Consider the following 18,307-nt stretch of genomic DNA (forward strand, 5'->3'; position numbering starts at 1 on the left):
GTAAAAAGTAAAATGTATAAAGTACAGAGTAGATTTAATGCTTTTGTCTTTATACATTTTACCTTTTACATTATACATTAATACAGACAAAAAATGGCATTCGACTGGTTTAAAAGAAAAGCAAAAAACATTACCACCTCTACTGATGAAAAAAAGGATGTTCCCAAAGGCCTTTGGCATCAGACTCCATCAGGAAAAATAGTGGAGCATGATGAATTGAGAAGAAACAGCTACGTTTCTCCTGAAGACGGATTTCACGTGAGAATAGGAAGTGCAGAATTTTTTGAAATCCTTTTTGACGAAGGTAAGTTCACTGAACTGGATGCCAATGTGGAAAGTATTGATATCTTAAACTTCAAAGATACAAAGCCTTATAAAGACCGTTTAAAAGAAGTAAGAGCAAAGACAAAGCTTACAGACTCCATCAGAAATGCTGTAGGAACCGTAAAAGGAACTGAAATGGTAGTTTCTTGTATGGATTTTGCTTTTATCGGTGGATCTTTGGGTTCTGTAATGGGTGAAAAAATCAGAAGAGCGGTAGACTACTGTATCGCCAACAAACTTCCGTATATGATCATCTGTCAGTCCGGAGGGGCGAGAATGCAGGAAGCCACTTACTCTCTGATGCAGCTTGCTAAAGTACAGGCTAAACTGGCTCAGCTTTCTGAAGCAGGCCTTCTGTACATCGCTTACCTTTGCGACCCTACTTTTGGAGGAATCACCGCTTCTTTTGCTATGACAGCCGATATTATCATGGCTGAACCGGGAGCGTTGATCGGTTTTGCAGGTCCCAGAGTGATCCGTGAAACCATCGGAAGAGATCTTCCGGAAGGGTTCCAGACCTCTGAATTCCTACAGGAAAAAGGATTTGTAGATTTCATCGTAAAAAGAACTGAAATTAAAGATACGGTAGCTAAAACAGTGAATTTATTAGCTGTAAACGCTTAAGATCTGTAACAAACACTATACAATCTCTCTCTAATTAGGGAGAGATTTTTATTTATGAGGACTTTCAAGATATTTTTTAATACCATCCGAAGCATGAGCCTGAAAAAGATCATGCGTTTGTTATCGTTGCTCCTTCCCCATCCACTTTTTGCATTATTAAGTTTTCATGCAACGGTACAGGCTTTTGCCATTGCTCAGAAAAAATTCCCCAAAACAGCCTCTAATAATGGCATTGGTAACGCTTTCAGACACGCGCTCTGGTGCTGTTTTATTATGATGTACTGCTGCAAGGTATCTTCTCCGGAAAAAGCACTGGATTTCTGCAAAAGAATAACGGATATGCATGAGGAACTTTTTCCCAATCAGCCTTTGGAAACCAAAATGGATCTTCACAACAACAAAATCGGCATGGACTATTTCATGGAGCTTCTTCCTGGAATCCACCGCCAGTTTTTTGAGAAAAGCTTTTTTATTGACAGCCTTGCTAAAAAAATGGATGATGCCAAGGTTTTAAAAAACCTGGATGATGACTTTGAGGGATATCTGGTTTATCTTGAAGAATAATTTCCTGTATTCAACCACAAACGTCTTATTCAAAATAACACTTTAGAAATTTTAACGGGTTTAATATAATTCTTGATAAGACGTCCCTATTATATGAAAATTTTAGATTTTCAAATACTTAAATGCTCTTATCAGTAGTATGACAGTAACTTTATAGAATCTTAAGTGTTTAAAAACTTATGCCTCTTTGTGGTTTAAAGTTTTTTTGATAAGTTTAACAATCTTAATTCAATAAAATGGTCCTCAGCAGAATTTGGTCGGCTTTTATTATCATTGCCATTGGCATTGCCAGCATTAAATACGTTTCGTCTGGCCACTACAAAACCATATTTAACGATATGGTGGTAGGAAAAGGCGGTGACACGGTTCAGATCGCTTCACAACCGATGAATTTGCTTACTCCGATGGTGAGGGACAGTCTCATGAAAAAAAATGATTTTGCAGACCGCAGGATCCATTATAAAACAGATTCTTTAAAACAGAATGTAAAAGTCTACAGAGTTCAGGAATCAGACGGGGTGATCGGGACTTCGGAAACCGCAGTGAAGATCTGTATCGGCCTGATCGGGATCATGACCCTTTTTATGGGATTCATGAGTATTGCTGAAAAAGCTGGCGGAATTAATCTTTTAAGCCGTTTTATCCAGCCTTTTTTCTCGAAGTTATTTCCTGATATCCCTAAAAACCATCCGGCTTTCGGGCATATGCTGATGAATTTCAGCGCCAATCTTCTTGGACTGGACAATGCTGCTACCCCGTTTGGATTAAAAGCCATGGAAAGCCTTCAAACGTTAAATCCCAATAAAGATACCGCCAGCAATTCACAGATCATGTTTCTATGTCTCCATGCAGGTGGAATGACGCTTATTCCGGTATCTATTATTGCCATCAGAGCCTCAATGGGATCTAAAACTCCGACTGATATTTTTCTTCCCTGCATGATTGCTACTTTTGCAGCGACAATGGCAGCTATGATCATTGTATCTCTTTACCAGAAGATCAATCTTCTCCGCCCGGTAGTGATTGCTTATGTAGGAGGAATTTCAGCTGTAATTGCTCTACTCGTAGTTTATTTGGTTCAATTAAGTAAAGATGAACTTGATACTTTCAGTAAGGTTTTAAGTAACGGATTAATTCTTTTTATTTTCCTGGCTATAGTTCTTGGAGCTGTTTATAAAAAAATCAATGTTTTTGATGCTTTTATTGAAGGTGCGAAAGAAGGATTTACAACCTGTGTTAAAATTATTCCTTATTTGGTAGGAATGTTAATTGCCATTTCACTGCTTAGAACGTCAGGAGTTTTTGATGTGATTATCGACGGAATGAAATGGGTGGCTTCTGTTGTGAATTTCGATCCCCGTTTTGTGGATGGCCTTCCAACAGCATTGATAAAGCCTCTCTCCGGTTCGGGAGCCCGTGGAATGATGGTTGATACCATGTCAACTTTTGGTGCGGATAGTTTCCAGGGCAAGCTTGCAGCGGTACTTCAGGGAAGCTCAGATACAACGTTTTATGTTATTGCAGTTTACTTTGGAGCAGTCGCTGTAAAGAATACGAGATACACGGTAATTGCTATGCTTCTGGCCGATTTAGTTGGGGTTGTTACGGCGATTGCGCTGGCGTATTTGTTTTTTGCTTAAAAAAAGGGGGCTTCGTATCAATATAATTTAAGTGAAGATATCATAAAAACGTACTCTCTTGTAGATGATTGAACCTTAAAAATCAGCAGATCAGAGTCCATCAGTTAAAAAATATTTAATAATAAAACATCATCAAAATTCAGGAATCAATCTTCTGCATTAATTTTAGACTATAAACTTCAAATCAATTATGATCACAGATAAAGAATTCACATTAAGATTAATACGTCAGCTAAGTCAGGCATTGGAAAAACTGATCTTAGATAAGCCTGAGGAAAGTTTGATGCAGAAAGAATTAGACTTCGATTCCTTGATGAAAGATATTTTCAAAATAGATTTCACCGAAATTTCTTCAAAATCAAAAGAAGAGATTATCGCCATTGTCAATGAAAGACAGGAAAGAGACCACAAAGATTATTACGAAATGCTGGGCAATCTTTTCTATTTTAAAGGCAAGCAGGATGGCAATAAAGACTTCTTAGACAAGTCCAAAACGTTCTATGAACTTTATCTCCAGACCAGCGGTATATTTGCGCTTCCTGTGATTAACAGAATCAACGAAATGAAAAAAGCACTTGAATAAAGTGCTTTTGTATGTTAGAATGTGATTTTATAAGTTCCGGTGGAGGATGTACTTGCTTTCTCCGCTTTTACATACTTTTTAACCCAGGATACTCCGGTAGAGGAAATACATGGATCTGATGCTCCTCCTGACCGTCTTGCAGAAACTACATTTCCAGCTTTATCCACCGTATAGGCAATAGTGATGGTTCCGCTTGCCGTACAGCTATTACTTGGCTGTGCACCACCTCTTCCCATGGTTCCGGGGATATATCCTATCAGCTTTCTATCGATTCCTACTTTGCTGTCTCCGTTTCCGTCACCACCTAATGGATCTCCGGCGTTTCCGATTCCTTCACCTGTTCCCTGGCTTCCGGCTTTTGTTCCTCTTCCTCTGATCAGATTTCCGATGGCTGCAGTTCCTTTTCCGTCACCGTTGCCTGTTTTAGAGTTAGCTGTTGCCGCACCTGATTTTTTAGTATTCTTGGAAGCACTTGAGCTTGTAGCGGTTTTATTATCTGTTTTTTTAGATTCTTCCTTTTTGGGAACGCTTACTTTAGAATTGTTTCCGGTAATCACCTTTTCTTTAACCTCTGTTTTCTTTGGTTCCGGTGCCGGTTCAGGTTTTACCACTGTTTTAGTTTCAGGAACCGGTGTTTCAGCGGGTTCGGGAGTTATTTCTTCAGTAGCGGCAGCTAAACTTCCCGGTTGATCTGCAGGTTCTTCTATACCCTTCCCGTTTCTGTTATCCCCAAAATTGACAAGCATGGTCGTCACGACTTCATCAGGCTGTTTGTCTAGCTCCGGTTTTAATTTATAAAGAAAAACAAAAAGCAAAATTCCAGACCAAATAAGGATAGAAAGTATCGCACTTTTTATCCTGTCTCTGTTTTGCTCGTTTTTGTTTACCGTGTAACTTTTCATTTTAAATGCTTGTTTCCGACTGTTTCGGAGTCATTATTTATCTTTAACTGTTGCGATCGCAATATTAAATTTATTCTTTTCCGCAATTTCCATGACAAAGACCACATCTTTATGCATGGTATTTTCATCTGCACGAATGGTAAAAGACCTGTTGGTTTGATTGGTTAATTTACTCACAATCAATGGTTCCAGTTGTTCTCTTGTCACAGGCGTATCATCTACAAAATAAGATCCGTCCGGTTTGATGCTCACTGTCAAAGGATTGGGAATATTATCTTCTACCGCTCCCGCTTTTGGTAACTTTACATCAATCGCACTTTGATTGGCGGCTGATGAAGTGATCATAAAGAAGATCAGCATCAGCAAGATAACATCGGTCATCGCTGCCAAACTGAATTCGGGATTCGCTTTATTTCTTCTCTGAATTTTCATCTGTTTACTTTTACTTTTTTATTGGTCAGATGGAATTGCTTAATCCCTTAGTATTTGAAAATATTCTGGTAAGCAATTTCATAAGAAAGATCTATAAAGGTTTGTTGATAAGGTCTAAGAATTCTCCAGACATATTCTGTGCTTTTAATACAAACCTGTCAATTCTGGTTAATAGGATATTGTAGAAAAAGTTAGCAGGAATTGCTACTGCCAAACCTACCGCCGTCTGCCCCAACGCCGTATAAATACCTTCAGATAATGTTTTCGGAGAGAATGAGCCTGTTGCATGAGATAGGTTAAAGAAGGCGATAATCATCCCGATAACCGTACCCAGAAGTCCCAACATCGGAGCGATACTTGGTACCACCGCCAAAAGGTTAAGATTTTTCTCCATATTGGCCACTTCTACCTGAGCCTGAGATTCCATGGCACTTACAATATCAGAAACAGGACGTCCCAGTCTTGAAATCCCTTTTTCCAGAATTCTTCCTTCCGGAGAGTTTTGCTTTTTAGCATAATCTGCGGCAGATTCTATCTTTCCTTCTCTGATAAAATCTTCAATATTCTCCATAAAATTGGCATCTGTTTTTGAAGTCAGTCTTTTAATAAAGAAAAAACGTTCAAAAAACAGGTACAGTGAAAACACACCTAAAGCCAAAACGACAAACATCACTATTTTAGCAAAAGCCCCTCCATGAAACATGATTTTCCAAAATGAAAATTCTAAATCGTCTGTTGCCACTGCAGGAGCAGTAATCTGTGCAAATAAAATCTGAGTAAGTTCCGTTAACAGCATTAATGTGAATTTTTATAAAATTTTAACGACAAATGTAGTGGAATATTATGAATTGCTCTCTTAAAAATTGCTTAAAAACAACTTAAAGTTTGTTATGATTATAAGACAGCAAATATCTTTCCAAAAGAAATTTTGAAAAGATATTCGATATAAAAAGGATGAGAAAACGACTAGTCCTCGTCTATATTGATAGCATCCTGCTTAAATTCGCATTTTAAACGGAATGGAATCGGTGTATCTGATCCTGTATAGAAATCGTCAATAGTCCCTTTCCATATGACCTGAAGCTCGCCTTCCTCGTTCGTCTCAAACAGGAGCTCATTATCATAGATAAAAGCATCCTCGTCATCGAATAAATCAACTTCGGTGTAGGTTTCTTCCTCAGAATCATCAATCCTGATTAATTTTCCTTCGATATCCTTCGAATCAATAGGGAAATCAAAAATTTCAAGTGAAAGCTGCGGAAAGTTGTACTGTAATGAATCATCATCTACATGATCCAAACTGTCATCCGTTAAAATTTCAACTTCTAAAAAGTGCTGTTGATTGCTGTAGACCGCCTTACAATAAGTGTTTCTAATATTGTATTTTAGGGTCTCCTCCGGATGGTAAATTTTTAAAATCCCTTTCATTATTTCTTAAAAAAGAGCTGTAATAATATGATTGTTAAATGTTATGGACAAAGATAAAAAATTGATTCAAAGTTGAAAATATTTTGAAAATTATTTTTTTAAATCATTATGATTGATTATTCCGTATAAGCCAATAATACTTACTTTTGCTGCATAAAGATTCTGAAAATGAAAAACATTTTATCAAAAGGTATTTTAGGACTGGGACTGATCATCAGCCTCGCAGCCTGTAAAAAATCTGATTCTCCACTGACGAAGGTAACCCCTACGAATATGGATTCTATAGCATCCAGCTATTACGAGCAGTATCTTAAATTATATCCACTGGAAGCTACTTCGCAGGGGGATACGCGATATAATGACCAGCTTCCCATCAATATAGACAAAGATTTTATTTCGGGAGAGGTGGCCTTTTACAACTCTGTACAAAAACAGCTGGAAAGTGTTGATTACAAAGACCTTTCAGACGACGATAAAGTAGTGTATGATGTGCTGGACTATACTTTAAAAGATAAAATTGAAGCTTATGCTTATCATCCGGAATACATCCCTTTTACCCAGTTTGGAGGACTTCCTCTGAATTTCCCTCTGTATGGAAGCGGAGAAGGAAGCCAGCCTTTTAAAACAGAAAAAGACTACAGCGACTGGTTGAAAAGAATGGAAAAATTCCCTGAATGGATGAATGCTGCCACAGAAAATTTCCGTGAAGGAATTAATAATAAGGTAGTTCTTCCTAAGAAACTGGTGGTAAAAATGATCCCTCAGATGAGATCAGAAGAGATCACAACCTCCGATATGGACAAAAATATTTTCTACGGACCGATAAAAAATTTCCCTAAAAGCTTTACAAAAGCTCAAAAAGATAAATATTCGGCGCTTTACGCGGATGCCATCAGCAAAAAGATTATTCCTGCCTACACCAAAATGGGGGTATTTCTGGAGAAAGAATACCTGCCAAAAGCCAGAGATACAGATGGCTACAATAGCCTTCCGAATGGAAATGAAATTTACAGATATTATACCAAAAGCTGGACAACAACCAAGAAGTCACCTGAAGAAATCAATAAGATCGGACAACAGCAGGTGGCTATGCTTCGGGCAGAAATGGAAAAAGTAAAGCAGCAGGTAGGTTTTTCAGGATCTCTGGAAGAGTTTATCAATTTTGTAAAAACAGATCCTAAAGCGATGCCTTACAAAACTTCAAAGGAAGTTCTGAATGGATTCAACAGTATTCTGGCTAAGATTACACCTAAGCTGAAAACAATGTTCAGCGTAACTCCAAAGACCAAATTTGAGATCAGACAGACCGAAAAATTCAGGGAAGCAAGTGCCAGTGCAGAATATATTCAGGGAACTCCCGATGGAAAAAGACCGGGAATATTTTACATGCCACTTCCGGATCCGGCCAAATTCAATGTAACTTCAGGAATGGAATCTCTTTTCCTTCACGAAGCTATTCCGGGACATCATTATCAGGTTTCTCTTCAGCAGGAGAATACGAAGCTTCCTAAATTCATGAGATTTGGATGGTTTGGAGCTTATGGAGAAGGTTGGGCGCACTATTGTGAGACGCTAGGTCCTGAATTCGGGCTTTATACAGATCCTTATCAGAAGATGGGCTATTTGAGCGATCAGATGCTGAGAGCCGTAAGATTGGTGGTAGATACCGGAATTCACACGGGAACGATGACCAGAGAGGAAGCGATCAAATATTTCCTGAGCAACATTTCGTATGATGAAGCCAGCGCTACTGCTGAAGTGGAAAGATATATGGCGATGCCGGGACAGGCTTTAGGCTACAAAATCGGATCTCTGAGAATCCGTGAGCTTAGAGAACAATATCAGAAAGAGCTTGGAAAGAAGTTTAATCTGGCAAGCTTCCATGACGAAATCCTAAGCCAGGGATGTCTGCCGCTTGATGTTTTAAACAGAAAGATGGAGCTTTGGGCTAATAAACAAAAATAGAAAACATTTTATATAAGGTAACAATGGTACAGATGGGATGATTAATTTTAATGTCCCATCTTTTTATTTATTTTTTGAGTGGGATGACGTAAAAATCACAAAGATCAACAGAAAAAAGTTCTCATTAAAATCAATTAATATGATCATAGCAAGCTTAAGATCTCTCTACAGAAGAGATTTAAATAAATTGAAAATCGAAATAGAGTCTTATCAGAATGAAAGTTCTCTTTGGAAAACGGATGAAAATATTTCCAACTCAGCAGGCAACCTTTGCCTCCATTTGGTGGGAAACCTCAACAATTTTGTAGGCACGGAACTTGGAAATACCAGCTATATCAGAAACAGGGAACTCGAATTTTCATTAAAAGATATTCCAAGATCAGAACTTATTGAAAAGGTTGCAGCAACAACATCCATGGTAGATGATGTTCTTAGCCAGCTGACACCGGAAGACCTTGAAAAAGAATATCCTCTTATCGTTTTCGAAGATAAAATGACCACGGGCTACTTTTTAATTCACCTGATCACGCATCTGGATTATCATTTGGGGCAGATTAATTATCATCGAAGACTATTGGATATTTGATGATCTTTATTAACTACCCCGTCTTTCTACTGCGCAAAAATCCATCCCTTCACTGAAGTGGAATTAGTGCACAGTAAAATTATTTTTCAAACAGCATTTTCGTAATAAAATCCTTCTCTCCTTTTCCTCTGGCCGGCGAGTATTCTCTTCCGTAGAAGATGATCTGCAAATGAAGCTTGTTCCAAACTTCTTCGGGAAATATTGCCTTTGCGTCTTTTTCCGTTTTTACAACGTTTTTCCCTGTGGTAAGCTTCCACTGTGTCATCAGTCTGTGAATGTGTGTATCGACCGGAAAAGCAGGAAATCCGAAGGCCTGGCTCATGACAACAGAAGCGGTTTTATGGCCTACTCCGGGAAGAGCTTCAAGTTCTTCATAAGTTTGGGGAACAATACCATTATGTCTTTCCAGTAAAAGTTCAGCCATTCGTTTAAGGTTTTTGGCTTTTGTGTTAGACAAACCTATCTCTTTGATCAGTTCTTTGATTTCAAACTCTTCCAGTCTGGCCATCCTTTGCGGGGTTCCTGCCACCTCAAAAAGATAAGGAGTCACCTGATTTACTTTTTTGTCGGTCGTCTGTGCAGAAAGGGCTACTGCAACCATTAAGGTATATGGATCCGTATGATCTAAGGGAATAGGTACGGTAGGGTATAATTTTTCCAATTCTTTCTGAACGAGTTCAGCTCTTTGCTTTTTTGTCATTTAACCGTTAAATTTGAACAAAATTAATTCATTATGTTGAAAGTTGGAGATAAATTACCTGAATTTGAAGGAACAAATCAGGACGGGGAAATCATATCCTCATCAAATCTGATGGGAAAGAAATTAATCATTTTCTTTTATCCTCAAGCCAGTACACCTACCTGTACCGTGGAAGCCTGTAACCTGAGCGACAATTACTCAAAGCTTACAAAAGAAGGCTTTCAATTGCTTGGAATAAGTGGAGATGGCATAAAGAAGCAGAAAAATTTTCATAGCAAATTTGCTTTTCCTTATGATCTTATTGCTGATGAAAAGCACGATGTCATTGAAAAATTTGGTGTTTGGCAGGAAAAAAAGACATTTGGAAAAACGTATATGGGAATTGTAAGAACAACGTTTATTTTTGATGAAAACGGAATCTGTTCAAGAGTAATAGAAAAGGTGACTTCAAAAACGGCGGCCGAGCAGATTTTGGAGGGATAATATAACCTTATATAAGTTCAACCCTTGATCATCTTCATTCAACCTGTTAAGATGATCAGGGCTTATTTTTTTCAAATCACATTCATCGTGATCAACACCACTGAAAGATGAATGAAATCTATTCCGTTTCGTAATACATCAGTTCTTCCTCATCATCAGGAATTGTAACATAATTTTTGAATGAAAGTCCCAGTTTTACAATAAGATTCTGGGAAGAAAAATTATCTTTGGTCGTAATGGCAGAAATTTTATGTAAGCCGAAGATATCCATCCCGATAGATTTTACCTTTTGAGCCGCTTCAAATGCATAGCCTTTCCCTTCAAATTCCTCCAGAAGTGAAAATCCTATATCCACCACATCAAGACCTTCTCTTTCAAAGATCCCGACTGCCCCAATTTTTTCGCCTTTATCTTTTGTCAGAATCAGATAGTTCCCGAAACCTAATCTATCAAATTGCGGAAGAAATCTGTTTTTGATATAGTTTTCTGCATCAGAAATGGTATTGATCCCACGGTCACCGATGTATTTGATGAACTTTGGTCTGTTGTAAAGTTCAAATACAAATTCTTTATCATCCACTGATATCTTTTGGATCATCAGCCTTTCCGTTTCATAAACGTTATTTTCGTTGGGTAGATTTTTTAGGCTCATCTTTTGGTTCTTCTTTTTTCTGGATTTTTAAGAGTCTGGGGTTATTGGCGCACTTTTTATTGTACAATTCAATGTAAGTTCCGTTATCTTTTATCTTGGAGACAGCTCCTGAAGACTTATTGACCGTAAGCGTAAAATGGGTTTTCTGGTAAGGACATTCCTTTGAGGTAAGCTTTCCCAGATCTAGGTAATAATTGGCAGGATCCTCATAATAGTTTCCTGCAACATCTTTAAATTCCTCATCAACCATATAGCCTTCCGTTGTCAGAACAATAGCTGCTTCTTCGGCATTGTCAATTTTTCCAACGAATTTCTTCAGACCTTCAAGATCTGTAATATAATTCATCTTTCCTCCCGTAAAATAAGCGATATAATAAAAGCTGTCTTCGCTTGGGAACAGATTGAATCCTGAAAATTGCGGAGTATAATCTTTTTTCCCGCCGGACGTTCTGATCTCCTGGTTTTTTCCATAACTGTTATAAACCAGTACCCAGGAATCTATCCTGTCGTTGGGAATGATTTGCTGTAAAATAGTCGGAATATTGGAAAAATTTTTCTTATCCTGAGAATACCCAAAGAATCCCAGAAGAATAAATAGAAGAATCGTTGATCGGATAGCGGTTTTTATCATACTTTAAAAATCAGCAGAAAGATAACCATTATTTTACATGAATTTATCTCCTTTTTTGAAACTTTTCAGGTCAAGAACATAGTCTTTGATCAGCTGATCATTGTCTCTAGGGCAAATCAGCAATGCTTTATCCGTATCTACAATAATAAAATCTTCAAGCCCGTCAATAATCACGGCTTTATTATTATTCTTCATGCGGATAATATTTCTCTTCGAATTATAGTTAAGGAAATGCTTGAGTCTTACCGCATTTCCGTCTTTATCTTTTTCAGTATTTTCATAGACGGAAGTCCACGTCCCAAGGTCACTCCACCCCAGGTCTGAAGGAATTACGTATACATTTTTGGCTTTTTCCAGAATTCCGTTGTCAATAGAAATCTTTTGAACTTTAGGATAAATGGTTTCAATGCAGCTGTCTTCCTTTTCAGAATTATACTCGCAAGCCATAAAATGCTGCATCATTTCAGGGAGATACAGTTCAAATGCGTGATGAATACTCTTCACATTCCAGATAAATATTCCGGCGTTCCAAAGGAAATCTCCGCTTTCTAAAAAGCTTTGTGCAATCTCAAGAATAGGTTTTTCCGTAAACGTTTTTACTTTAAAATAATCTGAGCCTTTTTTTTCTACAAACTGAATATATCCGTATCCTGTATCAGGCCTTGTAGGCGTGATTCCAAGGGTAACCAGATACTCATGTTTTGCAGCAAGATCAAAAGCTAACTCTACTTTTTCCAGGAAAATATCTTCCTTTAAAATCAAATGATCGGCCGGAAGCACAATCATCGTAGCATTGGGATTAATTTCAGCAATCTTGTTGGCCATGTACAGGTTACAGGCCGCTGTATTTTTCATCAGAGGTTCTCCCACAATATTTTCTTCAGGAATTTCCGGAAGCTGCTGGTGCGAAAGCGCGACGTATTCTTTATTCGTGATCACGAATATCTGTTCCTTAGGAATGATCCGACTGATTCTGTCATAAGTCTGCTGAATCATGGTACGCCCGGTTCCTAAAATATCCTGAAACTGTTTTGGAAATTTCTGTGTACTCATTGGCCAGAACCGGCTGCCGATTCCTCCCGCCATGATGACACAGTATCTATCTGATTTTAACATTCTTGCCTACATTTTTCAACCCTTGCCAGAGGCTTGAAAGAATACTTCCTTCCCGTAGCCAGGTTCTTACAAAGATAGTTTTTTTTAATCAGACCTTCTAATAAATACTTTTCGTTCCGATACATAAAAAATTCTCCCTTTTGAAGTTCTTCAATAAAGAGCAACCTATCATCTTGTTTCTCAGTATGAAAATATCTTACAAGATCCGGACTTGCCATAAAATTGGCCTTTGGAGATTTTGAAAACCTGACGATAATCGGTTTTAGATCGTCGTCATACACTTCAAGACTTTCAAGAAGCATGTTTCTGAATGTTTCCTTCCACTCGATTCCGTGTGGTGATATTCTACGTCCATATTTTTCAAAGGCGATCAAATGAGCCAGTTCATGCGTGAGAACGAAGAAAAAAAGCGGTGGAGTCAATGTTGAATTCACCGTTATTTCATGGGATTTATCGGGAAGTTTTCTGTAATCTCCCAATTTAGAGTTCCTGCTGCGCGTCACTTTAATATGAATAAAATGATCTGCAAACCAAACCTTTAGGTATTTTAGCGTATTTTGAGGTAAATATTTTTCTAATGATTGGATAGGCATTTTACAAAGCTAATGGAATTCCTGCATAGAAGTTCAGCAATTTAAGACTGAAAAGATAATTGTATTTCGCCTGTGCAACCGATCCCTGAGCGTTGGCATAATTATTTCTGGCTACATTCACATCGTAAATCGTGGTTCTTCCTGCGGTATAACTTTTATCAGCAAACTCTAAAGCCAGCTTTGTACTCTTCTCTGTTTCAACGGCTGAAAGGAAGGTCTCATAGTTGGCGTCTACATCAAACTGTGCCTTCTGTACATTTTGTCTCACCGTCTGTTTCTGTTGTTCCAGAGTGATCTTTGCCACACTTTCGTTTATTTTAGACTGTTCTACCTGCAGCTTCGTAATTCCTTTATTAAAAATAGGAACGTTAAGTGAAATGCTAGCCTGTTGTCCAAAATTATCTTTATACTGTCCGAATAAATTTCTTTCCAATACAAGATTTCCTGCAGAATCAATTCCTGTGGTATTGGTAGTTAAAAGATTATTGTAAAAACTTCCTATTCCCACACTTCCCGTAAGCGTCGGCCAGAAAGCCGTTTTGCTCACTTCTGTCTGAGCTATGGCAGAATTAATCCTGCTTTCTGCCGCTTTTACCTGTGGCTGGTTTTCAAAAGCTGTGGTAAGAACTTCATCCACTGATTTTAATTGGGGTTGCAGCTGGTCCGGAACTTCTACATATTCCACATCAAAATCTTTATAATCAGGAAGCTGTAAAAGTTGTGCCATAGCAAAAAGACTTCTCCCGACATTAATTTCAGCAGTCTTAAGGTTTTGTTTTTCTCTCGCCAATGCCGCTTCTGCTTCCGCCAAAATAGTTTGCGCTGTAGTTCCCACCTGCGTTGTTATTTTTGCTCTGTCGTATTGCTTTTGAGCATTCTCCACGGCACTCTCCGAAATCTTTACGATTTCTCTGTTCAGCAAGGTGGTAAGATATTGTTGCGCAATCTGTAGGGAAATATCATTTTTAATCGTTTCTACATCATATTGACTGGCCTCAACATCAAACTGGGTTTTTCTGATTGTTTTCTCCAGTCTCCCGTTGTTGTACAGTAAAATATCTGCTCCCAGATTAGCACTGTTGCTGAATCGGTCGTTCCTCAAACTTCCTGTTCCGAATGAAGTTTGTCCAAAACTTACGCTGTTCGACATACTTCCGGATACTGAAGGGAGATACTGATTTTTTGCTATTTTAAGATTGGAATCCTGAATCTGTTTAGAATATTGATTTTGGATGACCTGAAGATTATGCTCCACGGCATAGTCTACACATTCTCTTAAGGACCATTTTTTCTGAGCGCTTAGTCCCAGATAACTCAATCCAAAAACGATAATCCAAACTTTTTTCATATTAATAATTTTCAATATTAGACGAGCCAAATATAAAAAAGTTACAGTTTTAATAATTAATATTTTATTTTAAAAAAACTTTTGTGAATTTTGCACCATGACAAACGGACAATATCAGGAAGCTGTAGACTGGCTTTTCGTACAGGCTCCCAACTATCAGATCGACGGCCTGAAGGCCTATAAACCTGGATTAGAAAACATTACAAAGTTGTGTGATTTTTTTGGAAATCCTCAGGAAAAAATAAAATGCATCCATATCGGTGGCACAAACGGCAAAGGATCCTCCAGCAATATGCTGGCATCTGTGCTACAGGATGCCGGCTATAAAGTAGGTTTATATAATTCCCCGCACCTTATTGACTTCACAGAGCGGATCAAGATCAACGGGAAAAACTGTGATAAAGAGTTTGTGTATCATTTTATTCAGAAACTACAAACCCTTCCCGAAGATATCCTCCCTTCTTTTTTTGAATTTACAACCATCATGGCTTTTGAATATTTTTATCAGCAGAAGGTAGATTTTGCTATTATTGAAGTGGGACTTGGCGGAAGATTAGATTCAACGAATATTATTAAACCTTTGGTTACAGCTATAACGAATGTACAGTTGGACCACCAGAATATTTTAGGAGATACGATTGAAGAAATTGCTTCAGAAAAAGCAGGAATTATAAAGCCTCACATTCCTATCATTTCTGGAGAGGAAACTGATCTGGTTAAGAATATCATCAGACAAAAAGCTGAGAACGAAAATGCGCCTTTTATAGATGCTACAACCATACAAACAGACCTCATCTCCGATCTTAAAGGAAACTATCAGAAAAAAAACATCCGCGTAGTTCTTGGCTTGATCGACGAGTTAAAAAAATTAAATATCCCTGTTTCTGACAAAAATATAGAGAACGGATTATTGAATGTGTACCAAAGCACGGGCTTTATCGGCCGATGGTTTGAGTTTTCCAAAGATCCGCTTACCATTTGTGATACGGGCCACAATCAGGCCGGACTGGAGTATGTATTTTCGCAATTAAATTCTATTGACAGGCATAAGCATGTCATTCTGGGATTTGTGAATGACAAAAAAATAGATGAAGTCATGGCTCTTCTTCCTGAAAATTCTGAATTTTATTTTGCAAAACCTTCCATCAACAGGGGAAGACACCCGGAAGATTATGAAAATCTACTGCAGGAAGCAAAAATTTTTTATAAAATTTTCGATTCGGTACAGGAAGCGTATCTTTCTGCAAAACAACAATGTACAAATGAAGAAATGATTTTTATTGGTGGAAGTAATTTTGTTGTGGGAGAATTTTTAGAAAAAAATTTGGAGATTTCTGAATAAGTCGTATATTTGCACCACTCTAAACGAGGAAACAAGTATAGGGGCTCTTAGCTCAGTTGGTTCAGAGCATCTGGTTTACACCCAGAGGGTCGGGGGTTCGAATCCCTCAGGGCCCACACAAAGGTAACTGAAGCCTTTCAAAAAAAATTCAGGGCTCTTAGCTCAGTTGGTTCAGAGCATCTGGTTTACACCCAGAGGGTCGGGGGTTCGAATCCCTCAGGGCCCACAAAATCTCTCAGGAAACTGGGAGATTTTTTTATTTACAGATATTCTTTACCTTTGCCCTCTGATAGCCTAAAATACGTTGTTTTTGAAAGAACTCCATCTTATAGCATTCAATTACCCCTATCCTCCCTCTTACGGAGGTATTATTGATGTTTATTATAAGATTAAAGCGTTGTCAGATCTTGGCGTACAGATCCATCTTCACTGTTTTGTAGACGATATCCCAGAGAAAATTGATCCGGAAATTAAAAACATTACGGAAAATGTTTTCTTCTACAAAAAAAAGAAAAATCCACTTCTCTATTTTTCACGAGTTCCTTTTGCTGCTGTCATAAGAAATTCCGAAGATCTTCTCAAAAAACTGGCGAGCATAAAAGCGCCTATTCTTTTTGAAGGACTGCAAACCTCCAATAGTATCAACGGACTAAAAGATAAAGGTTACAAGCTTTATCTGCGCTATCACAATAATGAAGCTGAGTATTATAAAGGCCTATCTTCTTCAGAAAAAAATATATTCAAAAAGATCATTTACAAAATCGAATCTTTTAAGTATTCTACCTATCAAAAAAGAACTTTAAAAGAATTTGAAGGTATATTCTGCCTTTCCGAGAAGGAATTTAATGAGGTAGATTCATATTCGAAAAATGCACATCTTATTCATATTTTCCATGGTAACGAATTGATAAAAAGACTGAACAAAAAAGGAGATTATTTTCTTTTCCATGGTGACCTCAGTGTGTCTGATAATAAAAAAGCATTGGGGGAAACCATAAGCTTGTTCCAGAACCTTCCCCAGCACAAACTTATCATAGCATCCGATCGTGCAGGTAAAGACCTAAAGAAGAAGATCAGCAGTATCGCCAATATAAGCCTCGTTCCTATTGAAACCACAGACAATCTTCATCGTCTTTTTGAAAATGCCCATGCTAATATTCTCCTCTCCTATCAGAATTCCGGCACGAAAGTAAAGTTATTTAATGCACTCTATAACAGCAGATTTGTCATCATCAACGAAAATATAACAGATGACAGGACTTTAATGAGTTTGTGCTATCTGGGTTGTACCTCCGAAGAGATCCGCGAACAAATCATTGCTACAGCAACAAAAGACTATACTGAAAATGAGACCAGAAGCGAAGTTCTGGAAAAGAAATATTCTGACTATTCAAAAGCTGTAGAAATGGTCAAAATTATTTTCAAAGATTGACAGTCTGTACGATTTTCTGTACATTAAGCTCTTCAAGGCAAGCCCAATCGCCACGATAGCATTCTTTATCTCCAAAAACAGAACATGGCCTGCAAGTGAGATCTACTACCTGAACCACATCATTTTCGCTCTGGCCGAAGCCTAAAAATCCAGCGTAAGGATGCGTAGCTCCCCAAATAGAAACACATCTTGTTCCCATAAGACTGGCAAGATGCATATTGGCAGAATCCATAGAGATCATCAATTCCAGTTCTGAGATCTTGATAAGCTCTTCTGAAAGGGTTAATTTTCCGGAGAGACTCTTGGTGTTGGGAATCTCACTTTCCCACTTCTCAAGGGTTTCGGTTTCTTTTTTTCCACCTCCAAAGAAATAGATGGGATGTTTTTGCGCTAAAATTTTAGCCAGTTCATACGTTTTTTCCAGCGGAAGCATTTTTCCTTTATGCTGTGCGAAAGGGGCTAATCCTATTCCGGATTTCGGTACCTGCAAAGGCCTCAGCTTATGAGAAAGCTCTACTTTAAACCCCATGGCACGGAAAACATCCGCATAACGCTCAACCGTCTTTTTCAACTGTACTTTATTCAGGTTCCAGACATCAGTCAGTTCTTCCTTTTCTTCTTTTCCTTTATTTATTTTAAAAACTTTAAGTCCTTTTCTCCTGTTGATCTTATCCAGGATCTTTGTTCGGATCACATCATGAAGATTGGCAACAAAATCAGGGTTAAATTCATTGATCAATTCATTGGCGAGCCTCCTCAGGCCAAATAGACCTTTATATTCATCAAGATTGACTCCTTTAAAAGTAACATTTGGAATATCAGCAAATAAGCTTTCAAAATTTTTCCTGGAAACCATGATAATTTCCACATCAGGATTCTGCTCCAGAAACTCCCTGAAGACAGGTGCGGTCATCGCAACATCACCAAAAGCGGAAAAACGATATGCTAGAATTCTGGTCACG

General features: G+C 38.0%; 20 protein-coding genes and 2 tRNA genes. 11 read left to right on the top strand and 11 right to left on the bottom strand.

The window, feature by feature from the left end:
- Nucleotides 1-93 precede the first annotated feature (93 nt).
- The 4 genes from accD to BUC06_RS00545 all read left to right on the top strand — a co-directional run bounded on the left by accD (nt 94) and on the right by BUC06_RS00545 (nt 3,735).
- Nucleotides 94-948 (top strand): acetyl-CoA carboxylase, carboxyltransferase subunit beta, encoded by an 855-nt coding sequence (accD, locus tag BUC06_RS00530; RefSeq protein ID WP_034739627.1) that lies wholly within the window; start codon nt 94-96, stop codon nt 946-948.
- 54 nt (nt 949-1,002) lie between these two features.
- Complete coding sequence (locus BUC06_RS00535) at nt 1,003-1,512, top strand: DUF6973 domain-containing protein (RefSeq protein WP_073328340.1); 510 nt, start codon at nt 1,003-1,005, stop codon at nt 1,510-1,512.
- Between the two features lie 236 nt (nt 1,513-1,748).
- On the top strand, nt 1,749-3,152 hold the full coding sequence (locus tag BUC06_RS00540) for a nucleoside recognition domain-containing protein (protein ID WP_073328343.1): 1,404 nt from the start codon (nt 1,749-1,751) through the stop codon (nt 3,150-3,152).
- Nucleotides 3,153-3,342: 190 nt separating this feature from the next.
- The gene (locus BUC06_RS00545; protein ID WP_073328345.1) at nt 3,343-3,735 is read left to right on the top strand and encodes a hypothetical protein; all 393 of its coding nucleotides are present in this window, start codon (nt 3,343-3,345) and stop codon (nt 3,733-3,735) included.
- A 14-nt stretch (nt 3,736-3,749) separates the two neighbouring features.
- On the opposite strand, the gene BUC06_RS00550 is transcribed toward BUC06_RS00545, so the two are convergent.
- The 4 genes from BUC06_RS00550 to BUC06_RS00565 form a co-directional block, all read right to left on the bottom strand.
- The gene (locus BUC06_RS00550) at nt 3,750-4,637 is read right to left on the bottom strand and encodes an energy transducer TonB (RefSeq protein ID WP_073328348.1); all 888 of its coding nucleotides are present in this window, start codon (nt 4,635-4,637) and stop codon (nt 3,750-3,752) included.
- 33 nt (nt 4,638-4,670) lie between these two features.
- The gene (locus tag BUC06_RS00555) at nt 4,671-5,069 is read right to left on the bottom strand and encodes an ExbD/TolR family protein (RefSeq protein WP_073328351.1); all 399 of its coding nucleotides are present in this window, start codon (nt 5,067-5,069) and stop codon (nt 4,671-4,673) included.
- Nucleotides 5,070-5,160: 91 nt separating this feature from the next.
- Nucleotides 5,161-5,865 (bottom strand): MotA/TolQ/ExbB proton channel family protein, encoded by a 705-nt coding sequence (locus BUC06_RS00560; RefSeq protein WP_073328353.1) that lies wholly within the window; start codon nt 5,863-5,865, stop codon nt 5,161-5,163.
- Between the two features lie 170 nt (nt 5,866-6,035).
- A complete protein-coding gene (locus BUC06_RS00565) occupies nt 6,036-6,497 on the bottom strand; it encodes a hypothetical protein (protein WP_073328356.1) in 462 nt (153 codons plus the stop codon).
- Between the two features lie 168 nt (nt 6,498-6,665).
- On the opposite strand from BUC06_RS00565, the gene BUC06_RS00570 reads away from it, so the two are divergent.
- Together BUC06_RS00570 and BUC06_RS00575 are read left to right on the top strand one after the other, a co-directional pair.
- Entirely contained in the window at nt 6,666-8,462 is a 1,797-nt protein-coding gene (locus BUC06_RS00570) for a DUF885 domain-containing protein (RefSeq protein ID WP_073328359.1), read from the top strand.
- A gap of 139 nt (nt 8,463-8,601) precedes the next feature.
- Nucleotides 8,602-9,048 (top strand): DinB family protein, encoded by a 447-nt coding sequence (locus BUC06_RS00575; RefSeq protein ID WP_073329086.1) that lies wholly within the window; start codon nt 8,602-8,604, stop codon nt 9,046-9,048.
- A 79-nt stretch (nt 9,049-9,127) separates the two neighbouring features.
- Here the strand turns inward: BUC06_RS00575 and nth are convergent, their stop codons facing one another.
- Nucleotides 9,128-9,748 carry an endonuclease III gene (gene nth / locus BUC06_RS00580; RefSeq protein WP_073328361.1) on the bottom strand — a complete coding sequence of 207 codons (621 nt, stop codon included), beginning with the start codon at nt 9,746-9,748 and terminating at the stop codon, nt 9,128-9,130.
- 33 nt (nt 9,749-9,781) lie between these two features.
- Here nth and bcp point away from each other — a divergent pair, with 33 nt between their 5' ends.
- Entirely contained in the window at nt 9,782-10,231 is a 450-nt protein-coding gene (gene bcp, locus BUC06_RS00585; RefSeq protein ID WP_073328364.1) for a thioredoxin-dependent thiol peroxidase, read from the top strand.
- 118 nt (nt 10,232-10,349) lie between these two features.
- Here the strand turns inward: bcp and BUC06_RS00590 are convergent, their stop codons facing one another.
- The 5 genes from BUC06_RS00590 to BUC06_RS00610 are packed head-to-tail and all read right to left on the bottom strand — an operon-like array spanning nt 10,350 to nt 14,571.
- A complete protein-coding gene (locus BUC06_RS00590; protein ID WP_073328367.1) occupies nt 10,350-10,883 on the bottom strand; it encodes a GNAT family N-acetyltransferase in 534 nt (177 codons plus the stop codon).
- On the bottom strand, nt 10,852-11,514 hold the full coding sequence (locus tag BUC06_RS00595; protein WP_073328369.1) for a hypothetical protein: 663 nt from the start codon (nt 11,512-11,514) through the stop codon (nt 10,852-10,854). Before BUC06_RS00595 ends, BUC06_RS00590 begins: the two co-directional genes overlap by 32 nt.
- 33 nt (nt 11,515-11,547) lie before the next feature.
- Nucleotides 11,548-12,630, bottom strand: a complete 1,083-nt coding sequence (locus BUC06_RS00600; RefSeq protein ID WP_228423595.1) for a mannose-1-phosphate guanylyltransferase — start codon at nt 12,628-12,630, stop codon at nt 11,548-11,550.
- The gene (locus BUC06_RS00605) at nt 12,624-13,223 is read right to left on the bottom strand and encodes a SprT-like domain-containing protein (RefSeq protein WP_073328372.1); all 600 of its coding nucleotides are present in this window, start codon (nt 13,221-13,223) and stop codon (nt 12,624-12,626) included. The genes BUC06_RS00600 and BUC06_RS00605 overlap by 7 nt, the downstream gene beginning before the upstream one ends.
- 1 nt (nt 13,224) lies before the next feature.
- Nucleotides 13,225-14,571: a TolC family protein gene (locus BUC06_RS00610; RefSeq protein WP_073328374.1), complete on the bottom strand. Its 1,347-nt coding sequence runs from the start codon at nt 14,569-14,571 to the stop codon at nt 13,225-13,227.
- Nucleotides 14,572-14,668: 97 nt separating this feature from the next.
- On the opposite strand from BUC06_RS00610, the gene BUC06_RS00615 reads away from it, so the two are divergent.
- The 4 genes from BUC06_RS00615 to BUC06_RS00630 all read left to right on the top strand — a co-directional run bounded on the left by BUC06_RS00615 (nt 14,669) and on the right by BUC06_RS00630 (nt 17,345).
- Nucleotides 14,669-15,913 carry a bifunctional folylpolyglutamate synthase/dihydrofolate synthase gene (locus BUC06_RS00615; RefSeq protein WP_073328377.1) on the top strand — a complete coding sequence of 415 codons (1,245 nt, stop codon included), beginning with the start codon at nt 14,669-14,671 and terminating at the stop codon, nt 15,911-15,913.
- A gap of 41 nt (nt 15,914-15,954) precedes the next feature.
- Nucleotides 15,955-16,029: transfer RNA gene (locus BUC06_RS00620), tRNA-Val, on the top strand.
- A gap of 35 nt (nt 16,030-16,064) precedes the next feature.
- Nucleotides 16,065-16,139 (top strand) — tRNA-Val (locus BUC06_RS00625).
- 84 nt (nt 16,140-16,223) lie between these two features.
- A complete protein-coding gene (locus BUC06_RS00630) occupies nt 16,224-17,345 on the top strand; it encodes a hypothetical protein (protein WP_139263242.1) in 1,122 nt (373 codons plus the stop codon).
- Here the strand turns inward: BUC06_RS00630 and BUC06_RS00635 are convergent.
- Nucleotides 17,335-18,306 (bottom strand): glycosyltransferase family 9 protein, encoded by a 972-nt coding sequence (locus BUC06_RS00635; RefSeq protein WP_228423596.1) that lies wholly within the window; start codon nt 18,304-18,306, stop codon nt 17,335-17,337. The genes BUC06_RS00630 and BUC06_RS00635 overlap by 11 nt on opposite strands.
- Between the last annotated feature and the right edge of the window lies 1 nt (nt 18,307).

Origin of the sequence: Chryseobacterium carnipullorum (genome assembly GCF_900142785.1) — a bacterium.
Lineage (GTDB): Bacteria > Bacteroidota > Bacteroidia > Flavobacteriales > Weeksellaceae > Chryseobacterium > Chryseobacterium carnipullorum.